Below are 26,976 nucleotides of genomic sequence, written 5' to 3'. Positions count from 1 at the left end.
CAGGCCGCTCGCACGCAGTTTCCGGTTTAAGATCGCCGTCAGCTCATCTGACGTGATGAGCCAGAGAATATCACCCTTTATTCGCAGGCGCGTCATCAGGCGCGCTAAAAACCTGCAACCAGTGTGACGGATGCTGGTTTTTAACGCGTCAGATCCTTATAATCTCGCGCAACCTTTTCCCCCTTGCATATTTTTAAGCCACTTTTGGTGGTTGGGATTCCTTTTATGAGCGAAAAATACGTCGTAACCTGGGACATGCTGCAGATTCATGCCCGTAAACTGGCCCAGCGCCTGCTTCCTGTGGAACAGTGGAAAGGCATCATCGCGGTAAGCCGCGGCGGTCTGGTTCCGGCATCGCTGCTGGCGCGTGAGCTGGGTATTCGCTACGTCGATACCGTTTGCATCTCCAGTTACGATCACGATCACCAGCGCGAAATGAAAGTGCTGAAGCGCGCCGAAGGCGACGGTGAAGGCTTTATCGTTATCGACGATCTGGTCGACACCGGCGGCACTGCGCAGGCGATCCGTGATATGTATCCGAAAGCGCGTTTCTGCACCATCTTCGCCAAGCCTGCTGGCCGCGCGCTGGTGGATGATTACATTGTGGATATCCCGCAGAACACCTGGATCGAACAGCCGTGGGACATGGGCGTGGTCTATATTCCGCCAATCGTCAAAAGCTGATTGATGCAACGCAAACAACGCCCGGTTAAGCCGGGCGTTGTGCTATTCGCGCCTCGCGCAGCCGGGGCGGGTGCAGTAAACTCATAGCCATCTATGCGACCGCCGCAGGAGAAACCATCAGATGGCCGAAAAAAATCTTAGCGAAGAGTTATTCAAGCCGCGTTTTAAACATCCCGAAACCTCTTCCCTGGTGCGCCGCCAGCATCACGCTACCGCACAGGTGCATAACGCGCTGGAGGGGGATACTCAGCGCGGCTGGTATCGCATGCTTAACAAGCTGCTCTGGACATGGCGCGGCCTGTCACCGCAGGAGATCAGCGAAGTCCTGGCGCGCATCGCCGTCAGCCGCTTTGAACACACCGATGAGGCGCTGCTGGATACGGTAATCGGCTATCGCGGCGGCAACTGGAATTTTGAGTGGTCAAAGCAGGCGGCGCTCTGGCAGCAGCGGGCGATGCAGAGCGAGCAGCATGATGAAGCGGGCCAGCAGTGGCTGCATGCGGCGAATCTCTACAGCCTCGCGGCCTATCCCTATATTAAAGGCGATGAGCTGGCTGATCAGGCGCAGGTGCTGGCTAATCGCGCCTATGAAGAGGCGACCCGGCGGCTGCCGGGCGAGCTGAAATCGCTGACGTTTCCCGTCAGTGGCGGCAGCCCGGTTACCGGGTTTCTGCATATGCCGGCGCAGGCCAGCGCACCTTATCCCACCGTGATGCTGTGCGGGGGGCTTGATTCGCTGCAGAGCGATCACTATCGGCTGTTTCATGACTACCTGGCCCCGCGCGGTATCGCTATGCTGACGCTGGATATGCCATCGGTTGGCTATAGCAGTAAATGGACGCTAAACCAGGACACCAGCCATCTGCATCAGCAGGTTCTGCGCGAGCTCAGCAACGTGCCGTGGATCGATCACACCCGCGTGGCGCTGTTTGGCTACCGCTTTGGTGCCAATATTGCGACCCGACTCGCCTGGCTTGAAGTACCGCGTATCCGTGCCGTGGCCACGCTGGGCGCGATGGTACACGGCGTGTTTGTTGACGCGGCGCGTCAGCAGCAGCTGCCGGACATGTATATGGATATGCTGGCGAGCCGGCTGGGTATGGCGTCAACGTCCGACAGCAACCTGCGCATTGAGCTGAATCGCTATTCGCTGAAGGTACAGGGGCTGCTGGGACGCCGCACCCCGGTGCCGATGCTGGCCGCTTACTGGCCGGACGATCTTTTCAGCCCGGAGGAGGACTCACGCCTGATTGCCGGTTCGTCGGCGCAGGGCAAAACGCTGGCTATTCCGGCTTCACCGGTATTTCACAGTTTTGAGAAAGCGCTGAATCAGATTTGTGACTGGCTCAGCAAACAGTTGCAGCGGTAACTGGCAAAACACAAAACCTCTGCTAAAACTTAATGTCGGCATATTACGCGCTGCGCCTTTTGCTCAGCGCGCTGCTTTTTTTACGGTTTATTTGAGGGAGAGAATTAGCATGACGTTACCGAGTGGTCACCCCCGTAGTCGCCTGCTTAAGCGCTTCACCGAATTGGGGCCGTACATCCGTGAAGGAAAATGCGAAGATACGCGTTTCTTTTTTGACTGCCTGGCTGCCTGCGTTAACGTAAAGCCTGCACCGGAGAGCCGCGAGTTCTGGGGCTGGTGGATGACGCTGGATGCGCACAGCGATCACTTTACCTACGAATATCACTTCGGCCTGTTTGATAAAGAGGGCGACTGGAGTGTGACAACCATTAAAGGTAAAGAGAACAACGAGCGTGTAGAGAGCACCCTGCGTAACTTTCATGAGCGGCTGAAAGCGATGCTGCACGAGCAGAAGCTCGATCTGCGTCCCGCAGCTGGTTTTAAAGAAGAGCCGGTTAAGCTGAGCGCATAACATAAAAAAAAGAGCCGGTCATGCGCCGGCTCTTGCGTTGTCAGAGTGTCAATACCGCAGCGGGTAATCAGAACTGATAGGTCAGCGCGACGGCCACCACATCGTCATTGTTCAGCCCCAGCTTGTTGTTGTCATCCAGCTGATTGATTTTGTAATCCACCATGGTCGACATGTTTTTATTGAAGTAGTACGTCAGGCCCAGATCAACATATTTCACCAGGTCTTCATCACCCACGCCTTCAATATCCTTGCCTTTGGTCTGTACATAGCCGAGTGACGGACGCAGACCGGAATCGAACTGATACTGCGCCACCATTTCAATGTTCTGCGCTTTGTTGGCAAAGCCGCGCGTGCCGATTGGCGTCATGTTGCGCGTCTCGGTGTAGATGGACGCCAGGTAGAGGGCGTTGGCATCATATTTGATACCGGCTCCCCAGGACTCCGCTTTGTCGCCGCGTCCGAGCAGGCCGGCCTGCTGCTGCTGACTGGTGCGATCGGATGAGGTAATGGCTGACATCAGGCTGACGCCGCTATCGCCAATGGTGTAGCCCAGGGATGCGCCGTAGCCGTCGCCGTTCTGGGTGCTGGTATCCGCTGCGCTGCCGCGGCTGTTCGCGCTGTCGGCGTCGTTTTTACCCTGATACTGCAGGGCGAAGCGCAGGCCATCCACCAGACCAAAGAAATTACTGTTGCGGTAAGTTGCCACGCCTGACGTGCGCGCCGCCATAAAGTTATCGGTGCGCGCGGTGCCGTCACCCCCGAACTCAGGGAAGACGTCGGTCCAGGCTTCCACGTCATACAGCACGCCGTAGTTACGGCCATAATCGATTGAGCCGTAGTCGCCAAATTTCAGGCCGGCAAAGCCGAGACGGGTTTTGTTGCCGTTGTTCGCGTCACTGCCTTCAGAGCGGTTGCCCTGAAACTGATATTCCCACTGGCCGTAACCCGTCATCAGATCGTTGATCTGCGTCTGACCTTTAAAACCGAGACGCACGTAAGTTTTATCACCGTCCGCGCCTGCATTGTCACTGAAATAGTGCATCCCTTTTACGCGACCATAGAGATCCAGTTTGTTGCCGTCTTTATTATAAATTTCTGCGGCTTGTGCCGTTGTGGCCAGAGCCAGTGCGGAAACAACCAGTGCCAGTGTGCTTTTCTTCATTTGCTATCAATCCCGATGAGTAAAAAAAGTATGTACCCGTGAAAAGGTTTGTAAAACACGGGACGTTTTACCGATCGCTGATGAAGGTTTTATGACAGATTTGCGCAATCGGGGTGAATGAGGCGGTTAAGTTGTGCTGACTGGCCTGCGGAAATTCGCGCTTTTCCCGGCGTGGCTGTTGGCTTCCTTGCTGACTCCTGATAAAACGTCCGTTCGCGGATTTTTTCTCAGATGGCAGGAAAATATGAGTGGCAGTCAGACCCTGGTGGTCAAATTGGGTACCAGCGTTCTCACCGGCGGTTCGCGCCGGCTGAATCGGGCGCACATGGTGGAGCTGGTTCGCCAGTGTGCACAAATGCACGCGGCGGGACATCGCATTGTTATTGTCACCTCCGGCGCGATTGCGGCCGGACGTGAACACCTTGGCTATCCCGAACTGCCACCGACCATCGCCTCAAAGCAGCTGCTGGCTGCGGTGGGGCAGAGCCGTCTGATCCAGCTGTGGGAGCAGCTGTTCTCTATTTATGGCATCCATATCGGGCAGATGCTGCTGACGCGCGCGGATATGGAAGATCGCGAACGCTTTCTTTATGCGCGCGATATGCTGCGCGCGCTGCTGGATAACCACATCGTTCCGGTGATTAACGAAAACGATGCGGTCGCTACGGCGGAAATTAAAGTTGGCGATAACGACAACCTCTCGGCGCTGGCGGCAATGCTGGGCGGAGCGGACAAACTGCTGCTGCTGACCGATCAGCAGGGGCTGTTTACCGCCGATCCGCGCACGAATCCGGAGGCGCAGCTGATTAGCGACGTGCACCAGATTGATGATGCGCTGCGGACGCTGGCGGGCGGCAGCGTGTCAGGATTAGGCACCGGTGGTATGGCAACCAAACTGCAGGCTGCGGATGTCGCCTGTCGCGCCGGCATCGATGTGATTATAGCTGCCGGCAGCCGTCCCGATGTGATTAGCGATGTGCTGAACGGCAAACCGGTCGGCACGCGCTTTCATGCGCAGCAGTCGCCGCTGGAGAACCGCAAGCGCTGGATCTTCGGCGCGCCGCCGGCCGGCGAAATCACCATTGATGATGGTGCCCTGGCGGCGGTGCTGGAGCGCGGCAGTTCGCTGCTGCCTAAAGGCATCCGCGAGGTGCAGGGAAATTTCTCACGCGGTGAGGTGATCCGGATCCGCAACCTGCAGGGACGCGATATCGCCCACGGCGTGACGCGTTACAACAGCGATGCGATGCGCATGATCGCCGGACATCACAGCCAGGAGATCGGTGATATTCTCGGTTATGAATATGGCCCGGTTGCCGTGCATCGCGACGACATGGTTGTCAGCTAAGGAGCAGAAAATGTTAGAGGAAATGGGTAAGGCGGCGCGGGCGGCATCGTACGCGCTGGCGGCGCTCTCCACCGCAGAGAAAAATCAGGTGTTGCTCACCCTGGCTGAAGGGCTGGAGGCGGATCACGCAGAGATTCTGGCGGCGAATGAACAGGATCTGGCCGACGCGCGGCAGAGCGGCATGAGCGCGGCACTGCTCGATCGCCTGACGCTGACGCCGCAGCGGCTGAAGAGTATCGCCGATGATGTGCGGCAGGTCTGCCAGCTGGCCGATCCGGTCGGACAGCTTATTGACGGGGGCCAGCTCGACAGCGGCCTGCGTATTGAACGGCGTCGTGTGCCGCTCGGCGTAGTGGGCGTTATTTACGAAGCGCGTCCGAACGTCACCGTTGATGTGGCGGCTCTCTGCCTGAAAACCGGCAACGCAGCCATCCTGCGCGGTGGTAAAGAGACATGGCGCACCAATGCGGCCACGGTCAGAGTCATTCAGCGTGCGCTGGTAAAACATAACCTGCCAGCCGGGGCCATACAGGCGATTGAAAATCCGGATCGCGAGCTGGTCAGTCAGCTGCTGAAGCTGGATCGCTATGTCGATATGCTGATCCCGCGTGGCGGGGCAGGGCTGCATAAGCTGTGCCGTGAACACTCCACTATCCCGGTGATCACCGGTGGTATCGGCGTCTGCCATCTCTATCTTGATGAGACGATGGAGATCGCGCCGGCGCTTGAGATCATCGTTAACGCCAAAAAACAGCGGCCGAGCGCCTGCAACTCGCTGGAGACGCTGCTGATCCATCAGGATCAACTCGATCGTTTCCTGCCAGCTTTCCTGCAGCGTATGGCGCAGGAAAAGATTACGCTGCACGGCGATGCCAATATTCTGGCGCAGCTGCAGACAGGGCCGGCCAGCGTCGTCGCAGTGAGCGAGGCGCACTATCGCGATGAGTGGCTGTCAAACGATCTCAACGTGAAGCGGGTAGCGGACATGGATGAGGCGATTGCGCACATTCGTGAATATGGCACCCAGCACTCCGACGGCATTCTGACGCGCAGCATCCGGCACGCGAATGCGTTTGTTCAGCAGGTGGACTCTTCTGCGGTCTACGTCAACGCCAGTACCCGTTTCACCGACGGCGGCCAGTTTGGTCTGGGCGCTGAGGTGGCAGTCAGTACGCAAAAACTGCACGCGCGCGGTCCGATGGGGCTGGAAGCGCTGACCACCTACAAATGGATTGGCTGGGGCGACGATACGCTGCGCCGCTAGCCGTCCTGCCCGCCTCAGATGGGTACCTGTACAGGTACCCATTTTTTTTGCTTTAGATCCACTCAATATCACAGCTTTCTGAAATTTATCTGTCATCTGTGGCGCGTCAGCCGCTTTTCACCCATTTTTTTGTGTAAGCGCTGGTCCGGGTTTAACAGAAGATTCCTGAAAACCTCAGTCAGAACAAGCTGTCACACATTCATTGCTGGTTTAGCGCAGACGGGCGAGGATAATGATCCTCCAGCTTCATTGATAATATCGCGTGGGTAGTAAACTAGCGGTAATATAAAATGAACTGGTAGCAAAAACCAAAATAACATTCAGTCTTTTACTGATGGCAGACAATTAACTGATGGTTAAAAAAGAGAGTACAAAACACGCTTTTACTGCCAGGCTGATTGCCGCATGCGAAAGTGCGGGAATTGTCGGACATGGACGAAACAAACAGGTTGCACAGGCGTTGCAGCAAAGAGGATGCAAAATTTCAACGCCGGGGGTATGGAAATGGTTCAACGGTCAGTCGATTCCGGATGACGGGAATCTGTTAGCGCTAAGCGATCTGCTGGGCGTGCGCGTGGAGTGGCTGCAGTTTGGTATGGAGAAACCGGATGCCGGGCTTTCGCAGCAGCGTCTGCTCTCCGCCGGGCATATGTTCCGCGTGGAGAGCCTGGATATCGGCCAGCGCAGCGCGCAGGGCATTGCCGCGCGCGATGAGCTGGTAGAGACCATTCAGGCGATAGAATATGGTCTGGATGAGGCGCGCGTGCTGTTTAATGGCCGCCCGGCAGAAAGCATCCGGCTTATTGCGCTGAACAGCGATTCAATGGCCGGCACCTTCGCACCGCGCGATCAGCTGTTTGTCGATATCAGCGTACATCACTTTGATGGCGATGGAATTTATCTGTTTACGCTTGACGATCAGCTCTATCTCAAACGCCTGCAATTGCAGCATAAAAAAGTGGCCGTTATCTCAGATAACAAGCGCTATGAGACCTGGTATCTGACGCTGGATGAAGCCGATTCTCTGCAGGTGATCGCCCGCGTCATCATGAGCCAGGCACGTGATTATCAGATCCTGGGCTGAGCCGTTGCCGGCATCGGCAGAAAAAAATAACCCGGCTGAAATCATAAATTTAACTGCTGGTAAATAAAAAATTAACTGTTGGTGTTTGCCAAAGTATTAGAACATGTTAATAATTTGACCATAGATGGACGAAATCGTTGCCCCCGGATGGGCCCGCTCTTAAACAATTGAGGCGCTGCACAAGCGCGAAACTACCCACTCAAAATCAGTGTATTTTGGGATGGGGTGGATACGCACTCAGCAGCGTTGTCAGTTGTCTCCTGCCTTCACTTCTCTCTGCTTTTTCCTGGCCGTTTTTTAACGACCGGGAAAGCGGATTGTGGGTGATTCCAGTGGCACACCGGACGCACCGGCCTCTGCCGGAAGGCCGCGTTTGCCACCCCATCGCCAAAAACTCATTCACAGGAGGAGTTATGGCGATTATCCAATATGGCAAATCAGCGTTTACCGGTAATGCACGAACCCGGCGTCATCGACGACGCCAGCCACTCGCACGTCTGAACCGTACTATCGACAACGCACTCGGGCTCGAATGCGATGACGTCACGCTGCGCACTGCTGAACGTATCTGTCAGCGGGAGATTCGATCCAGAGTAGAGCGTGCCGTACTGGCGCCGGGACGCTCGCACAGTGAAAGCGCCAGTTTCGATAACTGCTGTTTACCCCACGTTCATCTCTACGCTACCCGTTAAGTTTCTCCTGCTTTTCCAGTTCTGAACGGAACGTTTTTACATTGCTCACTGTTTAACCACGCTTGAGCGTTGCGCTTGAATCTGGCGTGCGCGAATGGCTGACCGATCAGTGACGTTTAAGTGTGCTGACCCTGTGCGCAGCGTACTCCGTGTTGCGCCTCAAAGAAGGAACGGATATGAGCCAGATTATTGCCATTTTAAATTTTGAAGAGGGTTATCGCGAAGCGCCCTATCTGGATACGCAGGGCTTTCCCACCGTGGCGGGCGGCATCCGCATCGGACCAAAGGGCGCCTCGCTGAGCAACTACATCTTTCAGGTGCCGCGCCGCGTCGGGGACGTCTGGAAGCAGTGCATTGTGGAGAAAAAAGTGCAGGAGATGCAACAGCGCGAACTGATCCGCCAGGCGCTGCTGAAGTGCAACGACGCCCGCAGTGACGTGCTGATTAGCATGGCGTATCAGATGGGCGTGGAGGGGCTTGCGCTGTTTCGCGGCATGCTCACCTCGGTCACGCAGGGCGACTTTGACGCCGCAGCGAATGCCATGCTGGATAGCCTTTGGGCGCGGCAGACCGCCGGACGCGCCCGGCGGCATGCGGAAGCGATGCGCAGCGGCACCTATGACATCTACCGGGGGCTGCTATGAACATGAAGTGGATGATCTTCATCATTGCGGTACTGGCGGCAATCATACTGCTGCTCCTGCTGCAGCGCTTCACCACGCTGGAGTTTGTTAAACACGCGCGCCTGCTGTTTAAAACCTGGTCAGTGTGGCTCGCTTCACTCGGCTCCATGCTCAGCGCGTGGGCGCAATCTTTTCCCGCTTCCGCGCTCGATGCCTGGAACGCGCTGCCGCCGGACGTCAAAGAGGTTCTGCCGCACAACTACCTGGGGTTAATTGGTGCCTTTATGGTGGCAATGGGCGTTATGGCGCAGTTTGTGCGACAGAAAAATCTGGCGGAAAAACGCAGCGCGCTGGAGGAAAAATCATGAGTTTTCTTCTTTCCCTGCTGGCGGGCAGCTGGCACTGGCTGGCGGCGCTGTTCGGCATCATCGCCGCGCTGGTAGCCAGCTACGCTGGCGGTAAAAAGATCGGCAAAGTGCAGCAGCAGGCTAAAGCAGACACCGAACGCGCAGAAAAAACAGCGGCGCAGGCGGTAGCGGTTAACCAGCAGCAGCAGCAGCTGCGTGAGGAGGCCCGACGTGTGGAAATCAGCAACAGTAATCTTGATGATGCTGCCGCTCGTGACAAGCTGCAGCAATCGAAGTACCACCAGCCCTGAGGCGCCGGTCGTTATCGACTCCGCCTGCTCTCTGTTTTCACCCATTTATACCCACGGCAGTGACGCCGATCGCATGGATATTCGCACCGTGCGTGCGATTAACAATCACAACGACCTCTGGGATCGGCACTGCCGCACGCCGGCACGCTAACGCCGCTCCTTCTGACGCTATTCCAATACCCCTGTATAAGCCGAGGAGGCTGACATGATCGAAGTTAATTCATTTGCTGAACTGCGTACCACTGCACCTGCTAAAAACGGCGATTCTGCGTTTTTGCGCCGCTACAATGCGGACTCAAACTTTCGCGGTGGCGGTGACTTTACCGGTTTTATCGGGACGACCACGGCGGCAGACGATGGCGGTACGCTGGCGGTCGGTAATGGCTTCTACTGGAAGCGCGTGATCAACGACCCGGCAGACCTCAACGTCTACCACTTTGGTGCGAAGGGAGATGGCTACGCCAATGACACCGAACCCTTCAAACGCATGCTGGCGTGGACCCAGGGCTACAGCGGCAATATCCGCGATCTGCCGGTGCGCTTTCCGGGCGGTAAGTTCCTGATTAACCCGATAGATATCAGTGATACTGAGGTCGCCTTCTTTGGCCTGCAGGGGGATGATGTGGAGCTGGGTTCGCTGCCGCGTACCACGATCATTTCCGACAAGAGCGCCAATACGGTGTTCAAAGTGAAGGCGCGCCGCACCGCGATCAAAGGGATCACCTGGCATGGTCAGGCGTCCGCAGATACCAATACCAACAAAGGCACTATCACAGCCGAGCTGTGTACCAACGTGCAGCCCTTCTTCGAAAACACCTGCATTGAAGGCTCTACGGTAAATATCTACTGTTTCCGCGCGCAGAATAGCGGCGGGACCGTCATTAAAGTGCTGGATACCCTCGACAGTAAGTTTGACCAGATCTACACCCTGTGGACCTACGGGCGCGTATTCGACATCGGCTGGTCAAACTCGCCAAAAGGTAAGTGGGACCACTCCACCGCGATTGAGATCTGCAACTGTAACTTCCAGACCGGTTACGGTGACGCCACGCTCTATATGCCGCGCGTGACGCAGGGCATTATGCGTAACGTCTGGATTGAGCATACGCGTAACCCTGGCGATCTCTCCGACGGCGGCTGGACCATCGATACGCTGAACATTGAGGATTGCGGCTCGCCGTTTAACCTCAATAATGCCCGCGTGATCATGCGCCAGATTGGCCTGCAGTCGGGTGCCACTATCTCCAACGACCTGGCGGGCACGCGCTGGCTCTCGACGTTTGAGTATGGCTACCGGCGTGAGGAGAACCACGGCACTATTATCACCGGCTCTCTGCGTACGGGTTACTACAGCGGCCATAAAGTCACCAATAACACCGATACCGATAACTGGTATCGCCTGGGACAGCTCTTTTTCCCGGTGGCGAACCAGCAGTGGGTGATGGAGCTGATTGGTAAAGCGGATGCCACCCAGCCCACCGGCACGGCGGCATCGCCGGTCAATATGGCCGGCACCGGTAAAACCTGGATCAACCTGCAGCGGCTGGATACCGTCTGGGCTGACGCCTGCCATATGGGCCAGCCTGCGGTGATGGATATCCGCTACAACCGGGTCGGCACCACCTATGCGGTGGTGTGGGTTAAGCTGCGCGCCAAAAGCGGTGATACGCTGATTAACCTGAAAACCACCGGGCCAACGCGTTTTGAGTCAGGCTCCTGCTCGCTGTTCCAGACTGACTTTTCGGTGGTGACCGATACCACCAAAATGGGCACGCTGAAGCCAGCGGCACGCTTTGGTTTTCATAACGGCGTAGCTGGCATTGGTGCCAATGAGAAAGGGGTGCTCACTGTCGCGACGGCAGCGGGTAATCCCACCAATAAAACGGCCCCTTCGGGCTTTGTGCTGGTCAATATCAACGGTGTTGATCGTAAGCTGCCTTATTACGATTAAGGCCAGCACCTTTTTGGCGAGGCTCCGGCCTCGCCTTTTTTTTGTGGTGAAAAACGCACCGGCGCTGCTGAAAAAGCGGACGGTTGAATCACCGCATCTTGACGCCGCGCGTCACATTTCCTATTTTTACTCCCCGTAGTTCCCGCCCCATTGCCGGTGTAGCTCAGTTGGCAGAGCAGCGCATTCGTAATGCGAAGGTCGCAGGTTCGACTCCTGTTTCCGGCACCAGTTAAATCAATGCCTTATCCATCATTCGTACCTTCCCCCTTCAGCATGTGGGACAGATTTGGGACCGACAGGCCCATAATCGCGTCAATTTGCTTCGCGTGCTCAGTCAGATGATTCGGTGCCAGGTGTGCATACCGGCGAACCATCTCGATACTTTCCTACCCCCCATTTCCTGCAGAACCGATAATGGTACTCCGGCCTGAACCAGCCAGCTCGCCCAGGTGTGTCTCAGGTCGTGAAAGCGGAAATCCTCTATACCTGCCCGACGCAGCGCCGCATTCAATGATTTGTTCGCGTCATAGCGCATCTTTCTGACAACAGGCGTTTTCGTCCCATCCGGCCGCGTGCTGCTTTCCCGGTAGACGAACACCCACTGGTTGTGATTGCCAATCTGTTTTTGAGCACCTGACATGCGGTATCATTCAGCGCTACGCCAATAGCCCTGTTTGATTTGCTGTCCTCCGGGTGTATCCACGTCACCGGGCATGGCTGCTAATCCTTAATGTAAGAGACATCTATCCTGCAATAAGAGCGGCAATAGCAAGCTACTTTCCTCTTTTTTGAGATAATGACAGTGCATGATTTGAGATGGCTGTATTAACTTACCGCTCACAAATTATGGATAATAAAGGATTTTTCATGTAAATTTTGAGATAACGTGCACATGGAATTTTAGATAATTAAACTATGTCAACCTTCAAACACTTCGAACTTGGCCTGATCAATCCTGAATTTGACTCACCGTTAGTTGACGTTCTAACTGAGCTGGAGCTACTTAGGCACCTGAGGCTTGAAACTGACGTTCACCCGATTCTGTTCGCCCAGTTAAAAGACGTTTTTCACATGCTTGAAAGTCTAGGCTCAGCCCGTATCGAGGGGAACCACACAACACTTGCCGATTACGTTGAAAGCAAGGTTGAAGGCACCAGCAGTTCCACTGACCAGTTGAAAGAGATTTACAACATCGAAGAGGCGATGGAATTCATCGACCAGCATTTTAAAAACGGTGAGCCAATAACTGAGCTTTTCATCAGAGAACTGCACAGTCTTGCTGTATTGGGGCTGGATCGGGAGGGAGACAAAACACCCGGAGCATATCGCCAACATAACGTCAGTATCGCGCAATCGGAACACCTTCCACCTGAACACATGCAGGTGCCAGGGTATATGGAAGAATTGACTGCCTTTATTAATCGTGCAGATAAACCAAAATATGACCTGATGAAGATAGCTCTGGCTCACCATCGTTTTGGCTGGATCCACCCATTCGGAAATGGTAATGGCCGAACAGTCCGCTTACTAACCTATGCACTGTTAATTAAGTATGGCTTTAATGTACAGACTGGTGGCCGCGTGCTAAATCCTACAGCAGTCTTCTGTAACGACCGGGAACGTTACTACACCATGTTGGGTGAGGCAGATAAAGGCACAGAAGACGGGCTGGAAAGATGGTGTCTATATGTACTGTCTGGGATATCTGTAGAGCTGAAAAAAGTTGACCAGTTAACCAACCTAAGCTTCCTCAGTTCGAAGATTTTATACCCGGCTATAGATTATTCCGTTAAACGCGGGCTTATTAATGACCTTGAGGCGAAGGTGCTAAAAAGAGCCGTGGAAAAAGGCACCATAAAAGCAGGCGATTTGAAGAATGTTCTCCCAGAGCTTAAAGGGCCGCAGATAACTTATCAGATTGGTAAGCTGATCGAGCGCGGGATGCTTCAACCTATAGAAGAAGGCGCAAGGACATACACAGCTAAGTTTTCGAACTCATTTCTCATCCGGGGAGTGATCACTACATTGAGGAGAGAGGGCTTTATACCAAACTTATAAATCATAGGTCTTAGTTGACGCTCAAAAACCAGAGCACTTTAAAATGCCATGTACACATGGGTGTACCCAATGGAAGAACGTATCGCCAAAAAACCAGTAATCATGCAACTTCAAGCTAACCATTTGGGCGTGACGGAAAAACATCTGGGGGTATATTTGGGGTATCTGCAAAAATTTAAAAAATATAACAATATCAGTTTGTTGAATGGGTTTGTTTCATTCGTGTTTCCGCACCAGTAAACTCCATCTCTTATCGATCATTTTCTCCTGCTCCTTTCAGCATCTGCATAACACAGCCTCCGGCAGACCCCAGCTGGACGTATTCTCATCCGTTGACCAGACTTAGCGTTCCCCCCGAAAAGGAGAATGCGCAATGAGTACCCGATACAAAGTGACCTATGAACATCAGGATGGCGACGTTAAAAAGCGCGAAGAGGTGATACTGGAGAGCGAAAATGAGCCTTCAGATGAAGAGGCGCATGAAGCGGTGCTGCAGGATCTTGCGATGATGAAAACTCCCGGCACCGGCGTAGATGGCGTGGCGAAGTTCGATATTATCAGTATCGCCCCGGCTGACGAGTAAAAGGGGCGGTTGCCCCTTACCCCTGCAGCAGCTTAAGCACCTGCTGCGGTTCCTGCTGCGCCTTTGCCAGCACGGAGTTACCGGCCTGCTGCAGAATTTGCTGACGCGCCATCGCTGACACTTCCTGCGCATAGTCAGCGTCTTCAATACGCGAGCGGGCTGTTGCGTAATCGGTTGTGCTCTGGCTCTGCAGCCGCTGCGCCGACTCCAGCCGGTTGGCAATCGCACCCAGCTGGCTGCGCCGGCTGTCAATCAGCGCCAGGGCGCGATCCAGCGTTGCCAGCGGATCGTCCGGGTGCTTCAGGCGGATCTCATCGCCCATCTCTGAAACACGCATCGTCGTCAGATTGGTTGAGGCATCAGTGGTTGAAGAGATGCCCGCCTGAAAATAGATCTGAATATCACCGGTGCCCTGCAGCGTTTTCAGCATGATACTGCCGCTGCTGTCGTGGGTCACAAAGGTCGCTGTTTTATCAATGCCGGTATCCGGCGCATCCATATAGTAGTTGCCGTCAGCGTCCAGTCGCAGCACGTCGCTGGCGCTCTGGCCTGAGACGTCGGTATAGCGCAACTCAACGTTTGCCGGGTCCAGCGTGACGTAAGCTGTACCGGTTACGCTGTTTACGCTGCTAAAACTGTTGATAGCGCTGCTGCTGACCGCGCTGATAGCCAGCGAGCTGCTGCCGTTCTCGTCAGTATGTGCGGCCACCGCTGCGTTAAAATATTGATAATTACCGCCGCCGTTATCAACTTCCATCACGTACTGTGAACCGCTCTGCAGCAGCCGCGCATTACTCACGCTATTTCCGCTGGCATCCGTAAAGCTGAGCGTGGCGCTGCTGGTATCGATAGCGGGCGTTTGCGTTACAGCAGCCGGTGGCGTAGCAAAATCGGCGCTGCTTTTTGTCGGGGCGCTGGTGACCTGCGCAATAACATTTCCGCTGCTGCCAAAGTCCAGCGTGGCAGCGTGATAGAGACCGCCTTGCTCAACATAATAGCTGCCGTTATCAACGGTCAGATGCGCGGCGGGCGTAGCGGCAAGCGCAGTGCCATCCGATTGCTGAAAATTAACGGCCGGAATAGCACGCGCCGCTATGGTGTTTACGCTGCTGTAGAGCGGGGCGGATGTGGCGCGGCTGATGGCCACCGTTCCGGCGGCGTTAGCGGTGTCCCAGCGGGCGCTTACCGCCGCCAGATAGTATACCGGCTTGCCGTCAGCGCCGGTGCTCTGCACATACTGCCGGTTATCCGCGCTGCTGCGCATCAGCTGCGGCGCACCTGACGAAGGCGTATAGGTCACAGTAATAGCCGGATTGGTGAAATTCATATTGGTGGCAAGGCCGGTCACGCGGTTAACCGGCGTCACTTTGCCGCTGATGCCACCAATCACCAGATCTTTCAATCCCAGCGCGCCGACGCTAAAGCCCGGCGCGGAAAGGTTCAGCATAATCTTTTCACGATCGTTGGCACCAACCTGGAAACCGATTTGTCCGGCGCTGCCGTCGAGCGTTTTGATGCCATTAAACGCAGCCGTGCTGTTCAGACGGTCGATCTCTTTCAGGTTAAGGTTGATCTCTCCCTGAATGGAGTCGGCGTCACTCTGCGAAAGGGTACCGTTCAGTCCCTGTACCGCCAGCTGCCGGATCCGCTGAACGCGGTTATTGATCTCATCCAGAGCGCCGGCAGTGGTATTTACCAGCGACAGCCCATCGCCTGCGTTGCGCTGCGCCTGCTGCAAACCGCGCTGCTGACTCTGCATCCGGTTGGCTATCGCCTGGCCTGCCGCATCATCACTTGCGCTATTGATACGCATCCCGGAAGAGAGATTACGTATCGCTGTTCCCAGCGCTGACTGGCTTTTGTTTGTGTTCTGCACCGCGTTGAGGGCAGAAAGGTTGGTTTGCAGGGAAATCATTTACTGGCTCACCGGTTGTTCTGTTGATAGCGTTATCGGCAGAAAGTGATTTTATTTTAACCATTATTTGACCTAAGTCGCTGTAGCGCTGCGGTGCTGTGATTTACAGCGGAATCGCGATCTTTTTTTACTGATATTAATCCTGGTGACCTTTACGCGTTTATCTTATCAGTCAGCGTAATATTCCTTTATTAAAGCTAATCAATCTGCATTTTAATTAACGGCAGGGTCGCTGCGTAAATTCTGTTTTCCTGACCTCCCCATTGACCCTGGCTTGTTCAGCGGAGAGAATGCCGTTTAAAGTTTTGAAACAGATCGCATTTTAAGGGCCTGAAGCCCATTGCAGTATGGCTGCGATAGCCATACTGGATTAACGCCTCCTGCTTCTCACGCGGCGCAACAGACGCAGCGGAATAATAAAAGAGCAGGGCGCACAGCACATATCATTAATGTTGCCACACGTTACGTTAAGGCCGCTGAAAAGTCGGTAAAACGATTTGCGCGACGTCGCGCCGCAGAGTGCGGCAGGTAAGTCGCTGATAACTTATTGATAAAGAATGATATCCAGCTGAAGCTAACGCTAAAGCCGCCACTCTTTGCCCGCCATCCAGCCGGATTGCAGGGTGAAGCGCAGGCAGCTGCGCGTCGTCAGCGGTATGCATTTACAAACGAATAATAAATAGTTCTGGCGTGCAGCGCTGGCGAAATTCTTATTATTACATTGAGTATTCATTTATTTAATTAGCGGAATTCCTTACTGAGGAAACTCCGAAAAAAATCCGGAATACAGTTAAGCCGGACGCAGGAATATGCCATCAGGCACGCGCGTTATCTGAACGGCAATGTTTAACGCCGCTGCGTTCGCCTTATTAATACTGACAAAACGAGTTCTGAGGTCTCATGCAAAATCCCGTAAACGACGTGTTACTGAGCGTCATTGTGCCGGTGTATAACGCGGCTGCTTATCTGGAAAGAAGCATTAATAGTCTGCTGCAGCAGACGGAAATGCGCTTTGAAGCGATTTTTATCAATGATGGCTCAACGGATACGTCGCAGGCCATTCTTGAGCGGTTTGCGCACCATCCGCAGTTTCACATCATTGAACAGTCCAATATGGGCGTCTCTGCGGCACGTAATCAGGGGCTGCGCAGCGCACGCGGTAAATTTATCTGTTTTTTAGACGCTGATGATTTTTTGCCGCACGACGCCTTTGCCACCTGGGCTGGGCTGATGCAGGAAAATATCGGCATGTGTATCGGCGAGTCGCAGCATTTTACGCCTGCCGGTGAGCCGCTGGATCAGCCTGCCAACCGTGACGCATCGCGGCAGATGAGCGCGGCGGCAGCGGTCAACGACGTGCTCTATTTCCATCCCCGTCACGGCATCTGCGACAAGGTATTTCGCGCGGACGTTATCCGGCAGCATCAGCTGCGCTTTAACGAGGAGATCTTCAACTTCGAAGATCTGCTGTTTGTGATGAACTACCTCTATCTGCTGCAGAACCAGCAGGTAATCGTCACCGAACGCGTGGTCTACCACTACGTAAAGTCGGACAACTCCGCCACCCGTTCGGCGCTGCGGGAAAAACACTTCTCCTTTGCGCGTTCGTTTGGCCGGATGAAGGCGTTTATGACCCGGCAGCACCATCGCTACTACTACCATCTCGTGCTCAAGGTCACCTCTTCCTATATCAGCAAAGGGCTCAACAGCCGTGAATTCAGCGGTGCCTTTATTGAAGATTATATCGCGCTGTATCGCCGCAGTTTCCGCGCTTATCTCTCGTCCGGCCCGATGCTGAATCCCTGGAGCCTCTATTTCACCCTCTTTTTTGTCAGCCCGCGCGGCGTTTCACAGCTGCGCCGCCTGGCGCGTAAAGCGTAAGGGGAACCGGAATGAAAGAGAAACTCAGAAACTCAATGTGGATGATCGCTGAAAAGCTGATCGCCGTGTTTGGCCTGATTTTTGTGACCTCTTATGTCGCCAAATATGTCGGCCCGACCACCTTCGGCATTATCTCACTCTCAATGCTGATTTTTCAGTTTTTGCAGAGCATCGCGGTAATGGGCAGCGATGTCATATTGCTGAAGCGCATTGCGCAGAATCACCGTTCGGGTATTCGTCTGATGATGGCTGCCGGCCTGCTGGTGCTGGGCGTCTACAGCGTCCTGGCAATCAGCGGCATGCTGATCATGAAAGCGGAGTGGAGCCCGGATGCGGTGGTCTTTATCTGTGCCGCTGCGCTGGCCTGCCTTTTCTCGGCGCTCGATCTGGTTAACATCTACAACGAGGCGATGCTCAATGCCCGTCTCAATGTGATCGCTAACGTTATCGGGCTGGCGATCAGCCTCTCGGTGCGATTCCTTATCTCCTGGCTGGAGCTGGATCCGCACTATCTGGCGATCCCGATTGTGCTCGCCACCCTTATTCCCTTTGTCATTAAGCTCGCGCTCTTTACGCGCCAGCACCGCCATGAACCGCTGCCGGCGCTGCGTCAGCTGAAGCAATATTCGCGCTATATGGTGGCATCAGGCATGTCGCTGGTTATCTCGGCCATTGCAGTCGGCATCTATACGCGCGTCAACCAGGTAAGCGTCTCTTACTTCCTCGGCGTAAAAGAGGCGGGCATTTTCTCTGTGGCGCTGACGCTCTCCACGGCGTGGGTATTTTTACCGGCCGCGCTGCTGGCGTCGTTTTATCCCGCTTTCTTTGCCGAGCGCAACCGCGAGCGGGCGATCGTTAAAGCGCAGCAGCTGCATCTGCTGGTGATTGGCGTCTCCGCGCTGGTGATTGTGGCGATCTGGCTGCTGTCAGGCTGGTTTATTGGCCATTTTTATGGCGCTGCCTATCTGGATGCGGTAGCCCCGACGCTGTTGCTGAGCGTGGGCGCGATGTGCGGTGTGCTGAGCAGCGTGATGGACCGCTTCATTGTGAAATATAACGGCTACCGCTTCCTGATCAAAAAGACCTTCGCGGTGCTGGTTATCTGCCTGATCTCTTCACTGCTGCTGGTGCCGCATTACGGTCTGACCGGCGCTGCACTGAGCGTGGTGATTACCGAATTCGTCTCCTTCTCCCTGCTTAATTATTTTTTCACCGCGCAACCCGTGGCGCGGATCCACCAGGTTTTTTTCAACCCCAGGAAGCTATGGCAGTTATTTAGCAATTACAAAACCTCAGACAGCAAAGAGAGTTTATCATGAATGACAATCCGCTCTTCAGTATCATCATTCCCGTTTATAACTCACAAAATACCATCCGGCGCACGCTGCTGAGCGTTTTGAACCAGACGTTCAGCAGTTATGAAGTGGTGGTGGTTAACGACGGCAGCCGCGATAACAGCGCGCAGATTCTGTCTGAGTTTGCCTGTTATCCGCAGATAACCGTGCTGGAGCAGATCAACGCCGGCGTCAGCGCTGCGCGCAATACCGGGCTGTTAAAGGCGCGTGGCGACTACGTGCTCTTCCTGGACGCCGACGACTGGGTCGATGACAATTTCCTGATGAGTTTTAAGCAGAATCTCAACGCCTGGCCGGCTGAAACCGTAGACCTGATGGTCGGCCACCTGAATGACGATCGCATTGGCAAGGTTTCGCAGGCGGGCTTTTTCAGCCAGCACGATATCCCTTATGTGCTGGGCGAGCTGGAGATCAGCGACAACATCGGCTATCTGCATAATAAATGCTACCGCCGGGAGATTATTGAATCCCTGAACCTGCGCTTTCTGGAGGGGATCTCAATGAGTGAAGATCTGCTGTTTAACCTGAAATATTTCAGCTGCATCAGTAACTTCCTGATTACGCCTAACGCGGCTTATCACTATGAAGATACCAGCGGATCGCTCTCCAAGCAGAAGGTGCAGTACAGTGAATTAAAGGTGCGTAAGCAGTCGCTGACCGCGCTGTATGACACTATCGTCGATAAATATCAGGCCAGCGAACTGGACCACTTTCTGAAAGGGATCTCAAAGCGCGTGCTGGCGCTGGATATGCAGATTGTCACTGCCATGTATCACGCATCCTTTTCACCGGCAGATATCGCAACAGAAATAGAACAGATAAAGCGCGGAAAATACTCAAAAGGTATCTTCACGCTGCTGAATAAAAATGAAAAACTGAAGTACATGATTATGAATCTGAACTCACTCACAGCGTACTATTTCCTCTATGCGTTATACAGAATGCGCGCATTCTGATCCCTGACCCTCCCGGCGTTGCCTTCCGATCTCTGTCTCTGGCAGAAGAGGGCAGCAGCCGGGAGAGACTGCTGCTTTTACTCACCGGTTACTACCTTCACTTGCACAATTTTTGTGACTCAGGTCAAATAACGTCAGGCAATCGATTGCGCGCCGGTTTTGTGCATTTTTAAAGCATAAATTTACCAGCCTGCGCATTTTTGCTGCTTTTGTGACGCGTATCTTGCGTTGTGACCCCCGCACGGTGACAAAAACGTATAGCATGAGCGCGGTTAAACGGCAGCCCGCAGCGGCTGACCGTGAACAGAGAGCCGGAGACCGGCTGCAATAATGATGAATCTGGAGAGAGTGATGAACAACTCACAAACCAGCACGCTGGCAACCGCCAGAGCGGCCAGGGGCTGGAGCAAGAGTGACACGGTGTGGATGCTGGGTCTGTATGGTACGGCGATTGGTGCCGGAGTGCTGTTTCTGCCGATTAACGCCGGCGCGGGCGGGCTGCTGCCGCTGCTGATCATGGCCGTACTGGCGTTCCCGATGACCTTCTATGCGCACCGCGCGCTGACGCGTTTCGTCCTCTCGGGTAAAAATCCGGGCGAAAATATCACTGACGTGGTGGAAGAGCACTTTGGCAGCGGGGCGGGTAAAATCATCACGCTGCTCTACTTTTTTGCTATCTATCCCATTCTGCTGATGTACAGCGTGGCCATCACCAATACCGTAGACAGTTTTATGGTGCATCAGCTTGGCCTGGTGTCGCCGCCGCGCGCGCTGCTGTCGCTGCTGCTGATCAGCGGGATGATGGTTATCGTGCGCTTTGGCGAGCAGATGATCGTGAAGGCGATGAGTATTCTGGTCTTTCCGTTTGTTGCCGTCCTGATGCTGCTGGCCGCCTGGCTGGTTCCGCACTGGCACGGTGCCGCGCTGCAGACGCTGTCGTTTAGCGAGGCAACGGGCAGCGGCAATCTGTGGATGACGCTGTGGCTGGCCATTCCGGTGATGGTTTTTTCATTTAACCATTCGCCGATTATCTCGTCTTTTGCCGTCGCAAAACGCGACGAATATGGCGCCGGTGCGGAAAAACGCTGCTCGCGCATACTGGCCAGCGCGCATCTGATGATGGTGGTCACGGTGATGTTTTTTGTGTTCAGCTGCGTGCTGAGCCTGTCGCCAGCCGATCTGCAGGCGGCCAAAGCGCAGAACATTACCATTCTTTCTTATCTGGCTAACCATTTTCAGGTGCCGATGATCGCCTGGCTGGGTCCGATTGTCGCGATGGTGGCGATCACGAAATCGTTCCTGGGTCACTACCTGGGGGCGCGCGAAGGCTTTAACGGCATCGTCACCAAATCGCTGCGCAGCCGGGGTAAAGCGATCGCGCCGCAGAAGCTGAACCGGCTGACCACGCTGTTTATGCTGCTGACCACCTGGCTGGTGGCCACGCTGAACCCCAGTATTCTTGGCATGATTGAAACGCTGGGCGGGCCGGTTATCGCGGCGATCCTGTTTTTGATGCCGATGTATGCGATTCAGAAAGTGCCGGCAATGCGCCAGTACAGCGGGAAAATCAGCAACCTCTTTGTGGTGATTATCGGAGTGCTGGCGATCTCTTCTGTCGCCTGGTCGCTGTTCAACTGACCGCAGCCGGGTCGCCGTCACCGGCGGCCCGGCCGTGGGCATTACGCCAGCGCGGTTTTAAACACGCTCATTGACTGCGCCAGCCGATCGGCCTGCTCCTGCAGCGCCTGCGAGGCGGCAGATGCTTCCTGCACCAGCGAGGCATTCTGCTGCGTCACCGCTTCCATCTGCGTAATAGCCTGATTAATCTCACCAATGCCGCTGCTCTGTTCGCTGCTGGCAATGGTAATTTCGCTCATAATCTCAGCCACGCTCTGCACGCTGCTGACGACTTCACTTATGGTAGATCCGGCGTGCGTCACCAGGCGGCTGCCTTCATCAACTTTGGTCACGGAATCTTCAATCAGGACTTTAATCTCTTTAGCGGCGGAGGCGGAGCGCTGGGCCAGGTTACGCACTTCCGATGCCACCACGGCAAAGCCGCGTCCCTGTTCGCCGGCACGCGCTGCCTCAACGGCGGCGTTAAGCGACAGAATATTGGTCTGGAAAGCGATAGAGTCGATGACGCTGATAATATCGACAATCTTCTTCGAGGAGTAAGTAATCGCCTCCATTTTATCGATAACCTGCTCCATCACCACGCCACCCTCTTTAGCCACCTCAGAGGTTTTTGAGACCAGCGAGTTTGCTTCGCGCGCGTTATCGGCGTTGTGCTTCACGGTCGCGGTCATCTGCTCCATCGCGGAAGCGGTCTCTTCCAGCGAGCTCGCCTGCTGCTCGGTGCGCGAAGAGAGATCGATATTGCCGCTGGAGATCTGATTAGAGGCAACGGCGATGGTATCGGAGCCGGCGCGCACGTTAGAGACGATGGTCATCAGATTGTCGTTCATGGTCTGCAGCGCCTGCATCAGCACGCCGGTTTCATCTTTACTGCGGACCGTTATGCGCGAGCTGAGATCGCCGGCGGCAACTTTGCTGGCGACGGCGACAGCTTCATTAAGCGGACGCACGATAGAGCGGGTCAGCAGCAGGCCCAGCAGCACGGCGGCAGCGATGGCGATAGCCGTGAAAATTACGGAAACCTGAATCGCCGTGGTGCCATCCTCAATGATGCCGACCCCTTCCTGATGGAGCTGGCTGGCCTGAGAGTCAGCAAAAGCGGCCGCGCTGAGCAAAAAGGTATTTTGCGTCTGAGTAATCTTTTTCAGCACGTAGTTGCTGGCTTCCTCTGTCTTGCCATCCCGCACCAGCGCCAGCACCTCATTTTTTTGCTGTTCAAACAGCTTGCTGGCGGCAAGTAATCCGGCAATTTTCTTTTTGCCTATCGGCGTGACCTGGATGGCCTCAATTTTTTTCATCGCGCTGTTGGTTTGCGCCGTCGCATCCGCAAGCTGAGCAAAGCGTTTAACATTATTTTCCGGTCGGGTGGTATCAATCACGATACCGCGCAGATATTTGATCTGATCATTAACGCCATCGCGCACGTCGAAGCCGAGGCGAACCTTAACAAAACGATCTTCTACAATAGAGGTAATACCGGTTTTGATATTGCTGATTTTCAGCCACGACGTAACGCCCACCACCATTAACAGGGCCACGACCAGGCCAAAGGCGATGCCCAGGCGTACCCCGACTTTCATATTCTTGATGCTCAACATTGGTTCTCCCTGTTTGCCAGAAATCAGACAGTAATAGGATGCGTCAGCAGGTGGGTAATCTGCTGCGATAGACTGTTTTTAAAAGAAAAAGAGAAATCTGTCTGCGCAGGCTATCCCCGAAAACTCCGGCGCAGGCGCAACAGTTATCGGTAACTAATATATTTACTTTAATTTTTGCGCGCGGCAGCGAAGATCGGTTAGCAGTACTAAATGATGGTAAATAAGCGGTACTGTTTCAGGGCGGAAGGAATAGCCGCAATAAAAAAGGCGCGATAGTCGCGCCTTAAAGGGAAGGGAGAACAGGGCGGATTTAGCGCTGTTTTTCCAGCACGCTGAAAATGGCACTGGAGAGCTCATTGATCTCGAATTTTGCCACATAACCATCGGCGCCCACTTTGCGAACGTGATCCTCGTTGGCGCTGCCGGAAAGTGAAGAGTGGATGACGACCGGAATATGACGCAGCGCATCATCACGCTTGATATTACGCGTCAGCGTGAAGCCATCCATCTCCGGCATCTCCAGATCGGTCAGAACCAGGGCGATTTTATCGTGAATCGATTCGCCGCTGGCCTGCGCTTCTTTCTTAATTTCGTTGATTTTTATCCACGCTTCCAGGCCGGTATTGTGCATCAGGGCCGGAATACCCATGCTCTTCAGCCCCTGTTCGAGCAGCTGACGAGCCACTTTAGAATCTTCCGCCACGATAGCGACTGCGCCGGGCTTCAGATTAAAGTTTTTCGCGGTCTTAGCGTCAGGTTCAACGCCGCGCACCGAAGGAATGATGTCATAGAGGATCTGCTCTACGTCGAGTACCAGAGCAAGGTTATTGCTCTCGCCATTGCTGTCAAGGCAGGCGATACTGGTGATATTGCGGCTGCTGATCCCCGCTTCTGCGGTATGCACCTGACTCCAGTCGAGACGTACAATATTCTCTACCGACTCCACCGCGAACGCCTGGGTACTGCGCGCATATTCGGTAACCAGCAGCAGATTCAGACCGGTTTCGGGCTTGCAGCCGGTTACGGCCGGCAGGTCGATGACCGGAATAAACTGCCCCCGGATACTGGCCATACCCAGCAGCGGTGAGTTCATACCAGCGGCGCGCGTGATGGCCGGCATCGGCACAATTTCGCGCAGCTTGAACACGTTGATGCCATACAGCTCAGATTTGCCTTTCAGCCGATCGGAACCCAGGCGAAACAGCAGCAGTTCAAATTTGTTGGACAGCGCCAGGTTTGCGCGTTCGTCGATCTCTTTCTGAAAATTATCCATCATGGCCTCGGGACAGAATCTGGGCGGAGCAGGGAGAGGGCGGAAGTGCCATGATTAACTTATCGGCAGGGCGCGCGAAAAATGAAGGGAGAAGGGGAAGATTTAGCGCAAGGGCGCGATCGCCCTCACGCTATGGCCATACTATTTCAGGAGAATCGCGCGTACGCTTTTCCCTTTGATTTTGCCCTCTTTGAGCCTGATCAGCGCTTTTTTCGCCTGCGCTGCCGCAATAGCGACATAGGCGTGCGACGGTGTCAGGTCAATTTTACCGATCTGATCGGCGCTGAAGCCCGCTTCGCCTGTCAGCGCGCCCAGGATATCACCCGGACGGATTTTTGCTTTGCGTCCGCCATCAATACAGAGTGTCATCATGGCCGCAGGAAGCGCCTGTGCCGCTCTGCCTTTTAAGGTAGCGGCCGCCACCCAGTTAAGTTTCTGCTGCAGGTAATCCTCCAGCGCATGGGCGCGAGCCATGCCGTCAGGTGCCACAAAGCTCACCGCGAGCCCTTTTTCACCCGCTCGCCCGGTGCGACCAATGCGGTGCAGGTGCACTTCCGGATCCCACGCCAGCTCAAGGTTGACGACCAGCGCCAGCGATTTGATATCCAGACCGCGTGCGGCTACGTCGGTCGCAATCAGGACGCGGCTGCTGCCGTTAGCAAAGCGGATCAGCACGCGCTCACGATCGCGCTGTTCCAGATCGCCATGCAGCGCCAGCGCGCTGATATCGCGATCGTTCAGCGCAGCGGCAATATCATCGCACTCGCGTTTAGTGTTGCAGAACACCACGCAGGAGGCGGGCTGGTGCTGACTCAGCAGGGCGCACAGCAGGTTAACGCGCTCGCCTGCGCTCGCTTCGATAAACTGCTGCTCAATCGCAGGCAGCTCCGCTTCGGTTTCCGTTGCAACCGCCAGCGCGTCGCGCTGAAAACGCTGGCTCAGGCTGGCAATGGTGTCAGGCCAGGTGGCGGAGAAAAGTAGCGTCTGCCGTGCCGCGGGCGTGAAGCCAATAATCGCTTCCATATCGTCGCGGAAACCCATCTCCAGCATGCGGTCGGCTTCGTCGAGCACCAGCGTCTGCAGCTGGCTGAGATCGAGATTGTCGCGCTTAAGGTGATCCAGCAGTCGGCCTGGCGTGCCGACGACGATGTGCGGGGCATGCACCAGCGAATCGCGCTGTGCGCTCATCGGCTGGCCGCCACACAGCGTGAGAATTTTAATATTGCGCGTAAAACGTGCCAGCTGACGCAGCACATTGCTGACCTGTTCAGCCAGTTCACGCGTCGGGCAGAGCACCAGCGCCTGGGTATGAAACTGGCTGTTGTCGATACGATTAAGCAGGCCGATACCGAACGCAGCGGTTTTGCCGCTGCCGGTCTTCGCCTGCGCACGCACATCGCGGCCGGCAAGTATGGCGGGAAGCGACGCTGCCTGGATAGGCGTCATCGCATCAAAGCCCATATCGCGCAGGTTGTCGAGCTGGCTGGCGGGCAGTTGCGTCAGGGTTGAAAAAGCAGTCACAAAGATGTCTCAGATAGGAGGGAAGATAACGCGGCCAGTCTGGCAGAAAGCCACGCGGGCAGCAACGGTAATTCGCCTGATGCATACGGCCGGAGAGAGAACAAAAGCCTGTCCCGCATCAGGGGGCTTATTGTTGCAAAGTTTTAATAAGTTATTATCCGTAACGATCCGTTGGCGTATAAAAATCACTCAGCAAATAAGGAGATTAACGCTTTTAGTGCGTTTTTCAGCGGCAATTTAAGATAAATTTCCCCCGGGTCAGGCTTATATATTATGCAGCATAAGGAAATTCTTATTAAAAACCCTTGTTGTTCTGATCTATATTGAGCGCGCCATTTGGCGAACGAATTTACTTCAGAGGTCAATTTCATTGAGTCATAGTCTCCAGGGACATAGCGAAGACATTCTGAAAATCGTCGGCCGCGCCGTATTAACGCTGCACCTTCATGGAGAAGCTTTATCCTCTGATAAAGTCAGCTCAATGATCGCCTGTTATGCGGAAGAAGAGCCAGTCAGTGACGATGATCATCAGCGCCTCTACGCGCTGGCCATTCAGATGTTGTCGTAAAACGCTATGCAGCGGCGGGTGTCGCCGGTTAGTAAGACAAAAGCCTCCAGCCGGAGGCTTTTTTGTTTTTGGGCTGGGTGTTTAGCAGCGCGGGGCACTGAGAGGGTTCCGCCCGTCAGGGCAGGGCTGAGCGCGGCACCGGAGGGGTTCCGCCCGCCAGGGCAGAGCTGTGCGCTAAGCAGCGCGAGGCACCGAGGGGGTTCCGCCCGCCAGGCTTCTGGCAGTTTCAGCGGCATCTCCGCACGCGGACGGGCTAAGGGGCGGGTGGGCGCGCCCCTTAGCAA

Annotated in this window: 25 protein-coding genes, 1 tRNA gene and 1 pseudogene; 21 read left to right on the top strand and 6 right to left on the bottom strand. The window is 54.9% G+C overall.

What is annotated here, in order from left to right:
* Positions 1-225 precede the first annotated feature (225 nt).
* The 3 genes from gpt to crl all read left to right on the top strand — a co-directional run bounded on the left by gpt (position 226) and on the right by crl (position 2,564).
* Entirely contained in the window at positions 226-684 is a 459-nt protein-coding gene (gene gpt / locus DBY66_RS15695; protein WP_007887137.1) for a xanthine phosphoribosyltransferase, read from the top strand.
* A 121-nt stretch (positions 685-805) separates the two neighbouring features.
* Positions 806-2,053 (top strand): esterase FrsA, encoded by a 1,248-nt coding sequence (frsA, locus tag DBY66_RS15690; protein ID WP_039382875.1) that lies wholly within the window; start codon positions 806-808, stop codon positions 2,051-2,053.
* A 109-nt stretch (positions 2,054-2,162) separates the two neighbouring features.
* A complete protein-coding gene (gene crl / locus DBY66_RS15685) occupies positions 2,163-2,564 on the top strand; it encodes a sigma factor-binding protein Crl (RefSeq protein ID WP_039382877.1) in 402 nt (133 codons plus the stop codon).
* Positions 2,565-2,631: 67 nt separating this feature from the next.
* Here crl and ompC read toward each other — a convergent pair whose 3' ends face one another.
* Positions 2,632-3,726 carry a porin OmpC gene (ompC, locus tag DBY66_RS15680; RefSeq protein ID WP_039382879.1) on the bottom strand — a complete coding sequence of 365 codons (1,095 nt, stop codon included), beginning with the start codon at positions 3,724-3,726 and terminating at the stop codon, positions 2,632-2,634.
* Between the two features lie 244 nt (positions 3,727-3,970).
* Between ompC and proB the strand changes: the two genes are divergently transcribed.
* From proB to DBY66_RS15635, 10 genes are all read left to right on the top strand, one after another.
* The gene (gene proB, locus DBY66_RS15675; protein WP_039382881.1) at positions 3,971-5,074 is read left to right on the top strand and encodes a glutamate 5-kinase; all 1,104 of its coding nucleotides are present in this window, start codon (positions 3,971-3,973) and stop codon (positions 5,072-5,074) included.
* A gap of 10 nt (positions 5,075-5,084) precedes the next feature.
* Positions 5,085-6,338 carry a glutamate-5-semialdehyde dehydrogenase gene (gene proA / locus DBY66_RS15670; protein WP_233499594.1) on the top strand — a complete coding sequence of 418 codons (1,254 nt, stop codon included), beginning with the start codon at positions 5,085-5,087 and terminating at the stop codon, positions 6,336-6,338.
* A gap of 352 nt (positions 6,339-6,690) precedes the next feature.
* Entirely contained in the window at positions 6,691-7,422 is a 732-nt protein-coding gene (locus DBY66_RS15665) for an XRE family transcriptional regulator (RefSeq protein WP_039382885.1), read from the top strand.
* 413 nt (positions 7,423-7,835) lie between these two features.
* The gene (locus DBY66_RS15660) at positions 7,836-8,114 is read left to right on the top strand and encodes a hypothetical protein (RefSeq protein ID WP_071668492.1); all 279 of its coding nucleotides are present in this window, start codon (positions 7,836-7,838) and stop codon (positions 8,112-8,114) included.
* 176 nt (positions 8,115-8,290) lie between these two features.
* Entirely contained in the window at positions 8,291-8,758 is a 468-nt protein-coding gene (locus DBY66_RS15655) for a glycoside hydrolase family protein (protein ID WP_039382888.1), read from the top strand.
* A 2-nt stretch (positions 8,759-8,760) separates the two neighbouring features.
* On the top strand, positions 8,761-9,105 hold the full coding sequence (locus DBY66_RS15650) for a hypothetical protein (protein WP_175540454.1): 345 nt from the start codon (positions 8,761-8,763) through the stop codon (positions 9,103-9,105).
* Positions 9,102-9,395, top strand: a complete 294-nt coding sequence (locus DBY66_RS15645) for a hypothetical protein (protein WP_039382893.1) — start codon at positions 9,102-9,104, stop codon at positions 9,393-9,395. The genes DBY66_RS15650 and DBY66_RS15645 overlap by 4 nt, the downstream gene beginning before the upstream one ends.
* Positions 9,343-9,546 (top strand): hypothetical protein, encoded by a 204-nt coding sequence (locus tag DBY66_RS17955; RefSeq protein ID WP_039382894.1) that lies wholly within the window; start codon positions 9,343-9,345, stop codon positions 9,544-9,546. Before DBY66_RS15645 ends, DBY66_RS17955 begins: the two co-directional genes overlap by 53 nt.
* A gap of 54 nt (positions 9,547-9,600) precedes the next feature.
* On the top strand, positions 9,601-11,346 hold the full coding sequence (locus tag DBY66_RS15640) for an amylovoran biosynthesis protein AmsF (protein WP_108570218.1): 1,746 nt from the start codon (positions 9,601-9,603) through the stop codon (positions 11,344-11,346).
* 152 nt (positions 11,347-11,498) lie between these two features.
* Positions 11,499-11,574, top strand: a tRNA-Thr gene (locus DBY66_RS15635).
* Between the two features lie 14 nt (positions 11,575-11,588).
* On the opposite strand, the pseudogene DBY66_RS15630 reads toward DBY66_RS15635, so the two are convergent.
* Positions 11,589-12,048, bottom strand: a pseudogene (locus DBY66_RS15630) (site-specific integrase); the annotation flags it as partial.
* 213 nt (positions 12,049-12,261) lie between these two features.
* On the opposite strand from DBY66_RS15630, the gene DBY66_RS15625 reads away from it, so the two are divergent.
* From DBY66_RS15625 to DBY66_RS15620, 3 genes are all read left to right on the top strand, one after another.
* Positions 12,262-13,404: a Fic family protein gene (locus DBY66_RS15625; protein ID WP_108570217.1), complete on the top strand. Its 1,143-nt coding sequence runs from the start codon at positions 12,262-12,264 to the stop codon at positions 13,402-13,404.
* Between the two features lie 69 nt (positions 13,405-13,473).
* Positions 13,474-13,644, top strand: a complete 171-nt coding sequence (locus DBY66_RS17865) for a hypothetical protein (protein WP_158531839.1) — start codon at positions 13,474-13,476, stop codon at positions 13,642-13,644.
* A gap of 133 nt (positions 13,645-13,777) precedes the next feature.
* Positions 13,778-13,987, top strand: coding sequence for a hypothetical protein (locus DBY66_RS15620; protein ID WP_039382899.1), 210 nt, complete (start codon positions 13,778-13,780; stop codon positions 13,985-13,987).
* A 16-nt stretch (positions 13,988-14,003) separates the two neighbouring features.
* Here DBY66_RS15620 and DBY66_RS15615 read toward each other — a convergent pair whose 3' ends face one another.
* Positions 14,004-15,902 (bottom strand): flagellin, encoded by a 1,899-nt coding sequence (locus DBY66_RS15615; protein ID WP_108570216.1) that lies wholly within the window; start codon positions 15,900-15,902, stop codon positions 14,004-14,006.
* A 900-nt stretch (positions 15,903-16,802) separates the two neighbouring features.
* On the opposite strand from DBY66_RS15615, the gene DBY66_RS15610 reads away from it, so the two are divergent.
* The 4 genes from DBY66_RS15610 (at position 16,803) to DBY66_RS15595 (ending at position 21,732) form a co-directional block, all read left to right on the top strand.
* Entirely contained in the window at positions 16,803-17,783 is a 981-nt protein-coding gene (locus tag DBY66_RS15610; RefSeq protein WP_039382903.1) for a glycosyltransferase family 2 protein, read from the top strand.
* 11 nt (positions 17,784-17,794) lie between these two features.
* Positions 17,795-19,102, top strand: coding sequence for a flippase (locus DBY66_RS15605; protein ID WP_071668493.1), 1,308 nt, complete (start codon positions 17,795-17,797; stop codon positions 19,100-19,102).
* Positions 19,099-20,094, top strand: a complete 996-nt coding sequence (locus DBY66_RS15600) for a glycosyltransferase family A protein (protein WP_071668494.1) — start codon at positions 19,099-19,101, stop codon at positions 20,092-20,094. The genes DBY66_RS15605 and DBY66_RS15600 overlap by 4 nt, the downstream gene beginning before the upstream one ends.
* Before the next feature lie 351 nt (positions 20,095-20,445).
* Positions 20,446-21,732 (top strand): HAAAP family serine/threonine permease, encoded by a 1,287-nt coding sequence (locus DBY66_RS15595; RefSeq protein ID WP_108570237.1) that lies wholly within the window; start codon positions 20,446-20,448, stop codon positions 21,730-21,732.
* 41 nt (positions 21,733-21,773) lie between these two features.
* On the opposite strand, the gene DBY66_RS15590 is transcribed toward DBY66_RS15595, so the two are convergent.
* The 3 genes from DBY66_RS15590 to dbpA all read right to left on the bottom strand — a co-directional run bounded on the left by DBY66_RS15590 (position 21,774) and on the right by dbpA (position 26,124).
* Positions 21,774-23,330 carry a methyl-accepting chemotaxis protein gene (locus tag DBY66_RS15590; RefSeq protein WP_108570215.1) on the bottom strand — a complete coding sequence of 519 codons (1,557 nt, stop codon included), beginning with the start codon at positions 23,328-23,330 and terminating at the stop codon, positions 21,774-21,776.
* 310 nt (positions 23,331-23,640) lie between these two features.
* The gene (locus DBY66_RS15585; RefSeq protein WP_108570214.1) at positions 23,641-24,603 is read right to left on the bottom strand and encodes a chemotaxis protein; all 963 of its coding nucleotides are present in this window, start codon (positions 24,601-24,603) and stop codon (positions 23,641-23,643) included.
* Positions 24,604-24,744: 141 nt separating this feature from the next.
* Entirely contained in the window at positions 24,745-26,124 is a 1,380-nt protein-coding gene (gene dbpA / locus DBY66_RS15580; RefSeq protein WP_039382913.1) for an ATP-dependent RNA helicase DbpA, read from the bottom strand.
* A gap of 370 nt (positions 26,125-26,494) precedes the next feature.
* On the opposite strand from dbpA, the gene DBY66_RS15575 reads away from it, so the two are divergent.
* The gene (locus tag DBY66_RS15575) at positions 26,495-26,692 is read left to right on the top strand and encodes a hypothetical protein (RefSeq protein ID WP_039382914.1); all 198 of its coding nucleotides are present in this window, start codon (positions 26,495-26,497) and stop codon (positions 26,690-26,692) included.
* Positions 26,693-26,976 lie beyond the last annotated feature (284 nt).

This window comes from Pantoea sp. RIT413 (assembly GCF_003057675.2).
Taxonomy (GTDB): domain Bacteria; phylum Pseudomonadota; class Gammaproteobacteria; order Enterobacterales; family Enterobacteriaceae; genus Pantoea; species Pantoea eucrina.
This window is presented reverse-complemented; position numbering and strand designations above follow the sequence as displayed.

Excerpts from the sequence above, each read along its gene's own strand:
- DBY66_RS15665 (WP_039382885.1), top strand. The coding sequence starts at position 6,691 with ATGGTTAAAAAAGAGAGTACAAAACACGCTTTTACTGCCAGGCTGATT.
- DBY66_RS15625 (WP_108570217.1), top strand. The coding sequence starts at position 12,262 with ATGTCAACCTTCAAACACTTCGAACTTGGCCTGATCAATCCTGAATTT.
- DBY66_RS17865 (WP_158531839.1), top strand. The coding sequence starts at position 13,474 with ATGGAAGAACGTATCGCCAAAAAACCAGTAATCATGCAACTTCAAGCT.
- proA (WP_233499594.1), top strand. The coding sequence starts at position 5,085 with ATGTTAGAGGAAATGGGTAAGGCGGCGCGGGCGGCATCGTACGCGCTG.
- proB (WP_039382881.1), top strand. The coding sequence starts at position 3,971 with ATGAGTGGCAGTCAGACCCTGGTGGTCAAATTGGGTACCAGCGTTCTC.
- crl (WP_039382877.1), top strand. The coding sequence starts at position 2,163 with ATGACGTTACCGAGTGGTCACCCCCGTAGTCGCCTGCTTAAGCGCTTC.
- DBY66_RS15640 (WP_108570218.1), top strand. The coding sequence starts at position 9,601 with ATGATCGAAGTTAATTCATTTGCTGAACTGCGTACCACTGCACCTGCT.
- ompC (WP_039382879.1), bottom strand. The coding sequence starts at position 3,726 with ATGAAGAAAAGCACACTGGCACTGGTTGTTTCCGCACTGGCTCTGGCC.
- DBY66_RS15595 (WP_108570237.1), top strand. The coding sequence starts at position 20,446 with ATGAACAACTCACAAACCAGCACGCTGGCAACCGCCAGAGCGGCCAGG.
- DBY66_RS15650 (WP_175540454.1), top strand. The coding sequence starts at position 8,761 with ATGAAGTGGATGATCTTCATCATTGCGGTACTGGCGGCAATCATACTG.
- DBY66_RS15620 (WP_039382899.1), top strand. The coding sequence starts at position 13,778 with ATGAGTACCCGATACAAAGTGACCTATGAACATCAGGATGGCGACGTT.
- DBY66_RS15655 (WP_039382888.1), top strand. The coding sequence starts at position 8,291 with ATGAGCCAGATTATTGCCATTTTAAATTTTGAAGAGGGTTATCGCGAA.
- DBY66_RS15660 (WP_071668492.1), top strand. The coding sequence starts at position 7,836 with ATGGCGATTATCCAATATGGCAAATCAGCGTTTACCGGTAATGCACGA.
- DBY66_RS15610 (WP_039382903.1), top strand. The coding sequence starts at position 16,803 with ATGCAAAATCCCGTAAACGACGTGTTACTGAGCGTCATTGTGCCGGTG.
- DBY66_RS15585 (WP_108570214.1), bottom strand. The coding sequence starts at position 24,603 with ATGGATAATTTTCAGAAAGAGATCGACGAACGCGCAAACCTGGCGCTG.
- gpt (WP_007887137.1), top strand. The coding sequence starts at position 226 with ATGAGCGAAAAATACGTCGTAACCTGGGACATGCTGCAGATTCATGCC.
- DBY66_RS15590 (WP_108570215.1), bottom strand. The coding sequence starts at position 23,330 with ATGTTGAGCATCAAGAATATGAAAGTCGGGGTACGCCTGGGCATCGCC.
- DBY66_RS15605 (WP_071668493.1), top strand. The coding sequence starts at position 17,795 with ATGAAAGAGAAACTCAGAAACTCAATGTGGATGATCGCTGAAAAGCTG.
- frsA (WP_039382875.1), top strand. The coding sequence starts at position 806 with ATGGCCGAAAAAAATCTTAGCGAAGAGTTATTCAAGCCGCGTTTTAAA.
- DBY66_RS17955 (WP_039382894.1), top strand. The coding sequence starts at position 9,343 with ATGATGCTGCCGCTCGTGACAAGCTGCAGCAATCGAAGTACCACCAGC.
- DBY66_RS15600 (WP_071668494.1), top strand. The coding sequence starts at position 19,099 with ATGAATGACAATCCGCTCTTCAGTATCATCATTCCCGTTTATAACTCA.
- DBY66_RS15645 (WP_039382893.1), top strand. The coding sequence starts at position 9,102 with ATGAGTTTTCTTCTTTCCCTGCTGGCGGGCAGCTGGCACTGGCTGGCG.
- DBY66_RS15615 (WP_108570216.1), bottom strand. The coding sequence starts at position 15,902 with ATGATTTCCCTGCAAACCAACCTTTCTGCCCTCAACGCGGTGCAGAAC.